Origin of the sequence: Mesorhizobium sp. M1A.F.Ca.IN.020.06.1.1 (genome assembly GCF_004023265.1) — a bacterium.
Lineage (GTDB): Bacteria > Pseudomonadota > Alphaproteobacteria > Rhizobiales > Rhizobiaceae > Mesorhizobium.
In genome coordinates, this window is the sequence record NZ_RZSR01000170.1 from 1 (window position 1) to 8,318 (window position 8,318).

The window sequence follows — 8,318 nt, forward strand, 5'->3', positions numbered from 1 at the left end:
AAACGCCCCCCGCCGTTGGGCAACAGATTCCTGATGGAGTCGGTGGGGTTGGCCGGATTTGGCCTTCTCGCCATCGGGTTCTTCGCGCTTTCGGAGAGCGACCCGTTCCCAGGCTACAACGCCTTGTATCCATGCATCGGAACGGCCCTTCTGATCTATGTTGGCCAAAATTCCCCCTCGACGGTCGCCAGCCGCATGCTCGAAGTCCGGCCGCTGGTCTGGATTGGGCTCATCTCGTATTCTTTGTATCTTGTTCACTGGCCGCTCAATGCGTTCGCGCATTATCTTTCGTTCCAAAAACTCGATCCTTTGATGACCGGTGCGATGTTGGTAGCAAGCCTCGCATTGGCTGCATTCTCCTGGAAGTTTGTAGAGCAGCCGTTTCGACAGAAGAGGGCCTTCACCGCCCCGGGGCCTATCTTTGCCTTTTCAGCGCTCGCGATCGTTGTTCTTTGTGCCGGCGGAGCGGCGGGGGCGCTCGGCAACGGCTTTCCGCAACGGTTTCCGGACTATGTCCAGCGGCGCATTTCCGTCGGGGACTGGAGGAATGGCATCTGTTTCAACGAGGGCACCAGCCGGATCGAAAGCTGGAATATGGAGGATTGCACGCGCACTCGCGGTTTTCCAACAACGGTTTTTTTGTGGGGCGACTCCTTCGCCGCGCACTATGTTTCCGGCCTGGGTGCTAACATAAATCGGTTGCAGGCGAACATCGTGGAATATACGTACGCCGGCTGCCCGCCGATACTCTCTTACTACTCTTACGCTCGTCTTGATTGTGTCCGGTTCAATCGCAAGGCCTTGGACATCATCTTGGAAGCGGACATCAAGACGGTTATCCTCAGCGGTAAATGGAGTGACTATGAGGTCAGAGGCTTCGACGGTCTTCAGCAAACAATCGATACGCTTCGTGCCCTGGGCGTGCGCGTGTTTGTCATCGGCCAGTCTCCGCAGTTCCCAACTGACGTCCGGAAAATTGCGTTCTTCGCCAAGCGCCAAAATCTGGACGATACGTCCTGGCCGATGGCGATGTACCCCGGCATCAACGAACGTGTGCGCTCATTTACCAAAGGCGCCACATTCATCGATCCGCTGAAATTCCTGTGCAGCGCAGGACGCTGCCCCTATTCCGACAGAGGAGAGTTTATGTATTTCGACTATGGTCATTTCTCTTCAGCCGGCGCCACACTGGCAATCTCGAAATACTGGCCGGCTTTTGGCAAAGACAATGCTCTTCCTAAGACGAAGTAGCGGGTCAGACGGCTGACAAGCACCAGTGCGGGTCCCTGTGATTGCTCCTGCTTCGGCAGCAGCCGCGACGATGGAGCTGTTCAGGTTTAAGGCCACCCGATAGCGACCTAGGATGGGTGCTGCCACGCGGATCGGACTAAGCGTGCATTATCACGTAAATGTTGAGAGAATGAATGGCGCCGCGAAGGGCAATTCCAGCCATCCACAGCGACAGGCGTGTCGCGGTCCCGACATAGCAGTGGCACTTACCTGACACGGCCTCACACTGCCCTCTAAACGGCCCCGAATTTGAACTGACCACCCCTGGCCGGTTCATTGGGCAGGTCAAGGGCTAGGCTGTATTACACAGGGCTCACCCCTTTCAGTCTCAAGTTGGTACGATGGGCCGTGGACGGTCGATGCAGACTTCAAGGATGGCGAAAGAAGCTCTCTATGCGTGCGTTGTCGAGGCAAGTGCCTTTGCCAGAGATGCTCGCGGCTGGAGAGATTTCAAAATGAGCGTTGGAAGCGGAGAATGCCGCCGACGCTGTTCGGCTTGCTCGTGCCCTTGACGGTGGTAGGGTCGGCAGGGCCGACGCCAAAGTTGCCGTAGCGGTCGTAATCGACCTCGGCTGTGACCGTGAAGCCAGGAACGACCATATAGACGACGTTTGCAGCCAAACCAGAATTCTTGAGCTGATCACTCGAGACCTGAAAGTTGAACGAAGTTTTCTCGTCAAACTCGTAGGTGGCGCCCGCCCAGAAAGCCCACTGGCCGTTCCAGATTTTGTACGAGCCGCGCACATGATTGGCGATTGCGCCGTTTGAGTCCTCGTTGAGACTGCCATTGGAACCGTAGCCGAACAGTCCAAACAGCGACAGCTGGTTTGTGACAGCGACGTCGACACGGATCTTGCCGGCCAAAGCTTCGTAGTTGCTGTCATAAGCCGCGACGCCGGTGATCGAGCCCCAGCCTTGCGTGTATTTCAAGCCGGCGACAACGTGCGGAATATAGCTGTCGATAGTACCGGCTGAGCCCGATCCTTGTTCGAGCGAAATCACGGTCGAAATGCCGTTGCCGGCGTCGAAGTAGTACTGAGCCACGTTGGTGTCGAAGCCGGCCGACCGAACGAGCATACTATCGAGAACGTTGCCAGCGTAGCTTACAAACGTATCGAAGGCCGACCCGTCCTTGCCAACTCGCAGGCCCCCCAGCTCGACCCAGGCAGAAGCCAGTGCGAGGCCGCTGTTGAAACCATAGTTCTGAGGACTGTCACGCGAGTTAGCGCTATTGCCAAAATTCACGTGGGTTTCGGTATAGGTCGTCAACGCGCCGAGCTCGGTCTGCTGGCCGCTCCAAGTTTTGAACGTGAAGCGTGTGTTGTTTCGCCAAGTGCCTTGGTCCTCGCCAGTTCTCACATCCGAGGTTCTTGCGCTGTCATACGATCGGACATCACCCAGGCCGATATCATAACGGACATAGCCGCCGATGCGCAGGCAGGTCTCGGTGTTGGGAATATAGAAATACCCCGAGCCGAGGACGTCGCAGATCTTGATGTACTCGGCCGGTTCCCGCTCGGCGCCAGCTGCTCGAACGACGGAGGCGGCGATCAGAGCAGTTAAGCCGAGAAGACGAATCTTGATGTACATGTCTAGATCTCCATGAAGGAATAAAAAGGATAGAGGCGTAAGAGCAAGCTTTACTCTAAATTTTGTACGTGTTGTCTCCAATTTGTGGACGTAAAAGCGCTTGACATGGGAGGTTATCCAGCGTAAAAGCCACATGTACTTAGAATAGTGTTTTCTGCTAGGAGATTCATTATCGTTTATATGTGAAACACTCCGGTCAGACCGCTGCAGCCTCGGAATAGAGCAGCAAGCGACATGCCAACCTGAAGCGTAGATGCGGCCGACACCAAAATTGGGCCGACGCGCCTTCGTCTCGCTGGAATCACTTTTTTTGAGGGTCACTGCGAAAAGCAATGTGCGACACGGTTCGCCATGTTCGATATGTGACAGTCTCGTTTAACAGCGACGGCTTCCCGTCTGACCGCAACGGAGGCCGCTTCATGCGCTACCGAGAAGGATTACTGCGCGCGTGCGGTCCGCAAGGGCTGCGCCAGGAACAGAGGGCGTCCACGTCCGATGTGTCGCATGGTGGCCGAAGCACCTTTTCGCCGCTGTAAGTTCGCCGTGCAGGTACATTGCGCGGCCGATAGCGAGAAGGGATCGCACCCTGAAACGGTTGCCTAGGGCTCGCCTCGAGTAATTGGCGATGAACAGCATTCTCGAGAACTTAGTCTCGACGGAAAGAGCAACGAAAGGAAGCCGCTTGGACGAGCACGATCCGAAGGAAGAACTGATCGAGACCATTTTCCGCAACGGCACAATCACTGCCGTGGGTATCCTGCTTGCCTTTTCGCTCGGCTTCCTCACTCATTGGGCGGCGAACCCCTTGCCATGGCAACTCTACGATCTGTTCGCCGTAGTGCCGATCCTGCTCGGCATCGCACTGCAGATGAGAGCGCTGTCCATGCTGCTCGACATGAGTTCCTTGCGCCGCCCCATCTACGAACGCGCCAATCGCATTTTCATGGTCGGCCTCATCCAGACCGCGTGTGGCGTCGGGATGGCGATCTTGGTCGATCTTTTCGGGATATCGGTAGGGGGCACGCTGCCCGGCGCTTGACGACAAGCCACACCGCCGCTCATCGCTCGAAGCGACGTCAAGCTGGGGAGCCTTGTGCACCCCCTAGCGGCGCCTTCCTTTCATCAAATGAGCGGACGTCAGCTTTAGAGCGTCTCGGTGGCTAAAGCCGGTATGGTTTTTCGGCCGGCAGGGAAGGCCGCTGGCTGGACCTGGATGGCGTCTGACCGAGGCTTGACAGGTGCGTTGCGACGTTTGGCGTCGGACATGAATTTCGCATTGCAAAGTTCTTCCGCAGACGCCTCAAGCACACTGCATCGGCGTCACGTACTCAAACGTTGAATGCGGCACCGCACCATCACCTCAGGCGGACCATGGCACGCGCGCTCGGTTGATACCGTCCTGTCCAAGCGAGACTGCGACATCGCCGCCTCCGCCTTGAAAACGCGGAGAAAGCGGGACGCACTGACTTAGGTCAGAGACAGGACGAGCGCGCAACGAAACAATGATGGATCAGCGACGTGGGACGACAGCTCCTTGCACACCTCAATCCTGACAAAGTACCGGGACCCCCGGCCGCCTTGGTATACCATCTATCCGACTGTGCCAGACTTCTCTGCGGCGGTTGGTGCTGACGATTATGAGGAATGGCTGGGGGGCCTCCCGGCCGACGAATCGGTGTCGCTCTATTTCCACATTCCGTTTTGCCGATCCATGTGCTGGTATTGCGGCTTCCCTACCGCCGTCACCCGTCGCAACGGCCCGATCCTTAATTATTTGGCGTGCTGCGTCAGGAGATCAGTTTGGTGTCGGAGCAAGTTCGGCAAGGGCTGCCGGTGAGCGATGTGCATTTCGGCGGCGGAACGCCTCACCTTATCGGGCCAGCCGAGCACTTGGCGCTGATGGAATTTCTACGCCGCCACTTCGCTTTCAGCAAAACTGCTGCGATCGCCGTGGAGATCGATCCCCGAACGTTCACACCGGAAATGGCCGAACCCTTGGCAGCTACCGGTGTCAACCGCGCGAGCATCGGCGTGCAGAGCTTTGATCCCGATGTGCAAAAGGCGATCAATCGGATCCAGAGTAAGGTGCAGACGGCCGCTGCCGTCGAAAATCTCCGCCGGCATGGCGTTGGCCATATCAACTTCGATCTCATCTTCGGTCTCCCGAAACAGACTGTGCAGTCCTGCATCCAGACCGCGATGGCTGCGGTCGCCATGCGCCCCAACCGGTTTGCGGTGTTCGGCTACGCGCATATTCCTTCCGTGATAAAGAATCAGCGCCTAATCGAGCAGGCAGGTCTACCGGACGGCGATGTTCGCGCCGAACAGGCTGCAGCTGTCGCCGAGACACTGGTTGGCGCCGGCTACCGGGAGATCGGGCTCGATCATTTCGCTCTGCCGGACGACGAACTCGCGCTAGCGCAGAAGACCGGGCGCCTGCGGCGTAATTCGCTGGGATACTCGGCCGATACTTGCAAAACCGTGATCGGCTTCGGCGCGTCGGCTATTGGCCGAGTCGGCGAGGGGTACGTTCAGAACGAAGTAACACGGGATTCTTACGCCCGGCACATCGCAAGTGGACGTCTGGCGACATCAAAGGGCCACCGGCTGACCGACGATGACCGGGTGCGCGCAGCAATCATCGAGCGACTGATGTGCGATTTGGAGGCCGACGTGCCGACCATCTGTGCCGCCCACGAAATCGAACCAGCTCGTTTTCTCGATTCAGTTGAGCGTTTGGTGACGCTGGCTGAGGAGGGGATCGTGGACGTCGAAAACGGCTTCATCCGCGTGCGGCCGGAGCACCGCTTTGTTGTTCGCGCCGTTGCTGCTGCATTCGATGCTTTTCTCGCGAATCGATGAGTTGAGGCCACGACTCCGAAGGCATCAGACCTTGTTTGGCGCTCGTCGGCATGGGCTCTCGCAGAAGACTCCGCAAGCGCATGCAGGGGACTCCACTTGACGCCGCGTTCATCATCATCTCGCCTGGGTGCGCTCGATCGCACAACTCGGAGCACGCTGCTCTCGGCGTGAGGCTGTGCTCTGCAAAGCACCGGTGATCCACCCTGTCCCTGGATAGCAGCTTGATGGCGTCATCTTGGAGGACGAGAAAAGATTGTCGAGGTACGGGTACGAATTGCCTCGGTCGTTCGTTCAATCGAAAGCACTGTCTGCGGAGGCACCTCTCCTTCATGCAGTGACAGGAGATGCTGGCCGACTTCCTTATCTGCTGCGGTGAGTCGATGATTTAGGCGGAGAAAGTCCATCCAGGTGGGGGTGCGGAATGTCTCCGTCCAAAGTGACGGTGTTTGCAGATTTCGCTGGAGCGTCCAGTTTCGTGCACCGGCACGGCTCTGGACGTGTCGCCGCGTGCGCATGTAGCCCAGAAAGGCCTCGATATTTTCCTCCGATATCAAATACTCGACCTTGGCCACGATAGGGCCACTTCTGGGTTTCAGATCGAGAGCCACGTCCGGCGGATGAAAAACTGAACTTTCTTGATCCGTTTCTTCCCAGGGACGGACCGGCAACACGATCCCCGCTGCTGCAACCAGCAACAGAGCGCCCGCGGCGCCCTCCAATGCTGAGGTCAAGGAATAGTTTTGCGCGACAGAACCCCAGATCCAGCTGCCAGCAGCCATACCGCCTGCGCTCAAGGCGTAGTAAATGGAGAGCGTGCGGCCTACAACCCACCTTGGGCTTGCCAACTGCACCGACACGTCAATGCCCGTCCAGGTGATAAGCCAACCCGCTCCGCCGAGCGCCAGCGAAATGGCCGCCACAGGAACCGACGATGTCAGGGCAAGGGAGAGGCAACAGACTGCACAAGCCACAGAGGCGAAGGCCACCAGCCTGTTTTGAGACGTGACCTTCCTCAAGAAGCCGTTGCCCATGCCCGCGATGAAAGCACCCATGCCGAAGCCGGCCAATAAGATGCCGTAGACAATTGGCCCACTCTTCAACTGATCCCGGACGACGAGAGGGAGCAACGCCAGAATGGAGATGCTTGCCAATCCGAAAAGAGCTGCTCGGGCGGTCGCTGCCCTGATCTCCAAAGACATCGCCGTAAAGCGCACTCCGTCATGAATTGCCGTCGTCATTCTCTCACGAGGGAGAGGCGAAGAGCGGACCTCCCATTTGGTGCGCCATATCGCGCTTATAGGCGCCAGATCACTCACCGCAGCCAAGGCGAAAGCGGCCAGCGGCCCAAAGACGGCCAGGATCACGCCCCCTAAGGCCGGACCAACGCTGCGCACAATGTTGTATCCGACGGACATAAGCGTCACTGCGGCCGGAATGTCGCGTTTGTGAAGGATATCGCCGACCGAAGCGTGCCAGGCCGGATCATTCAAGGCAAAGCCGCAGCCGGCCAGGAAACCTAACCCGAGAATCAGCCAAGGACTGACAAATCCCAGACCCACAGAAATCATCAGCGTCATCGACGCCGATGCTATCAGGCAGTGTCCCGCAAACATCACCCACCGGCGGCTGAAGTTGTCGGCAATGGCTCCGGCGAAAACTGAGAGGAAGAACACCGGCAGTGTGGATGCGGCCTGGACGAGAGCCACCATAAGGTCGGACGCTGAAATCGTTGCCATAAGCCAACTGATGGCGACCGTTTGCACTAGCCAACCGAGGCTGGAAATCTGGGTGGCCGTCCAAATTGAGCGAAACACCTTGTTTCGAAATGGGGCGAGCGTCTTTGAAACGGGCGGTTGAGGATTTTCGCTCTGCATGAGGTTTTGCTGGCCTTCGATGAGCGCTGCGATTTGAGCAAGTGGGTCGATACTTAGACATCGCGGAGCACCGCACGGAACCCAGCTCTATGGAGCTTGCCGGCGACTATTTGCGTATTGAGCCATTCTCATAGTCTCATTCATGAGCAGTCCTATGCGCAAGCGTTGCTTTGCTAAATTCCCACGACAAGCGCGCCGCCGCTGAGACCCGCACCCGCTGCCGCCAAGAGGACTTTCTCGCCAGGCCGAAACGGCTGCGCCCGATGGGCGAGCGACAACGAGAGCGGGATCGTCGCGGCGGAAGAGTTGCCATATTCGGCGATCGTCTTGACCATCGAGTGATCTGTGATGCCGAGGTTCCTGCCGACCGCGTCGAAAATGCGAGCATTGGCCTGATGCGGCACGAAACGATCGAGGTCTTGCGGCCTCAGTCGGGCAGCAGTGAGCGCATCTCTCGAGCAGGCGGTCATCATCTCCACGGCCTTGGCGAACACTTCGCGGCCATCGGTGATCGTCATCCGGGTCTGCTCGAGGTCGAGGCCGCCATGGAACGGATTGTTGCTTCCACCGGCAGGAATCTGGATCAGCCCGTAACGCGAGCCGTCCGAATCCACCGAAGCGCCGAGAATGCCTCGATCCGGGTCATCGCACGGACCGATCACCACCGCGCCGACGGGTTCACTCGCCTGCATGGCAAAGCGA

General features: G+C 58.0%; 5 protein-coding genes and 1 pseudogene. 3 read left to right on the forward strand and 3 right to left on the reverse strand.

The annotated features are described in order from the left end of the window. Window positions 1–1,251, forward strand: a 1,251-nt coding sequence (locus EOA60_RS10355; RefSeq protein WP_164899254.1) for an acyltransferase family protein, incomplete at its 5' end; no start/stop codon positions are given. Between the two features lie 489 nt (window positions 1,252–1,740). On the opposite strand, the gene EOA60_RS10360 is transcribed toward EOA60_RS10355, so the two are convergent. After that, window positions 1,741–2,880 carry a porin gene (locus EOA60_RS10360; RefSeq protein WP_091595823.1) on the reverse strand — a complete coding sequence of 380 codons (1,140 nt, stop codon included), beginning with the start codon at window positions 2,878–2,880 and terminating at the stop codon, window positions 1,741–1,743. A gap of 682 nt (window positions 2,881–3,562) precedes the next feature. On the opposite strand from EOA60_RS10360, the gene EOA60_RS10365 reads away from it, so the two are divergent. Together EOA60_RS10365 and hemN are read left to right on the forward strand one after the other, a co-directional pair. Beyond that, on the forward strand, window positions 3,563–3,919 hold the full coding sequence (locus EOA60_RS10365; RefSeq protein WP_091595902.1) for a hypothetical protein: 357 nt from the start codon (window positions 3,563–3,565) through the stop codon (window positions 3,917–3,919). 495 nt (window positions 3,920–4,414) lie between these two features. Further along, a pseudogene (hemN, locus tag EOA60_RS10370) lies at window positions 4,415–5,742 on the forward strand (oxygen-independent coproporphyrinogen III oxidase). Window positions 5,743–5,972: 230 nt separating this feature from the next. On the opposite strand, the gene EOA60_RS10375 reads toward hemN, so the two are convergent. Together EOA60_RS10375 and EOA60_RS10380 are read right to left on the reverse strand one after the other, a co-directional pair. After that, on the reverse strand, window positions 5,973–7,616 hold the full coding sequence (locus EOA60_RS10375; protein WP_029354881.1) for an MFS transporter: 1,644 nt from the start codon (window positions 7,614–7,616) through the stop codon (window positions 5,973–5,975). Window positions 7,617–7,789: 173 nt separating this feature from the next. Next, a partial coding sequence (locus tag EOA60_RS10380) for a 3-oxoacyl-[acyl-carrier-protein] synthase III C-terminal domain-containing protein (protein WP_281060733.1) occupies window positions 7,790–8,318 on the reverse strand: 529 nt, incomplete at its 5' end.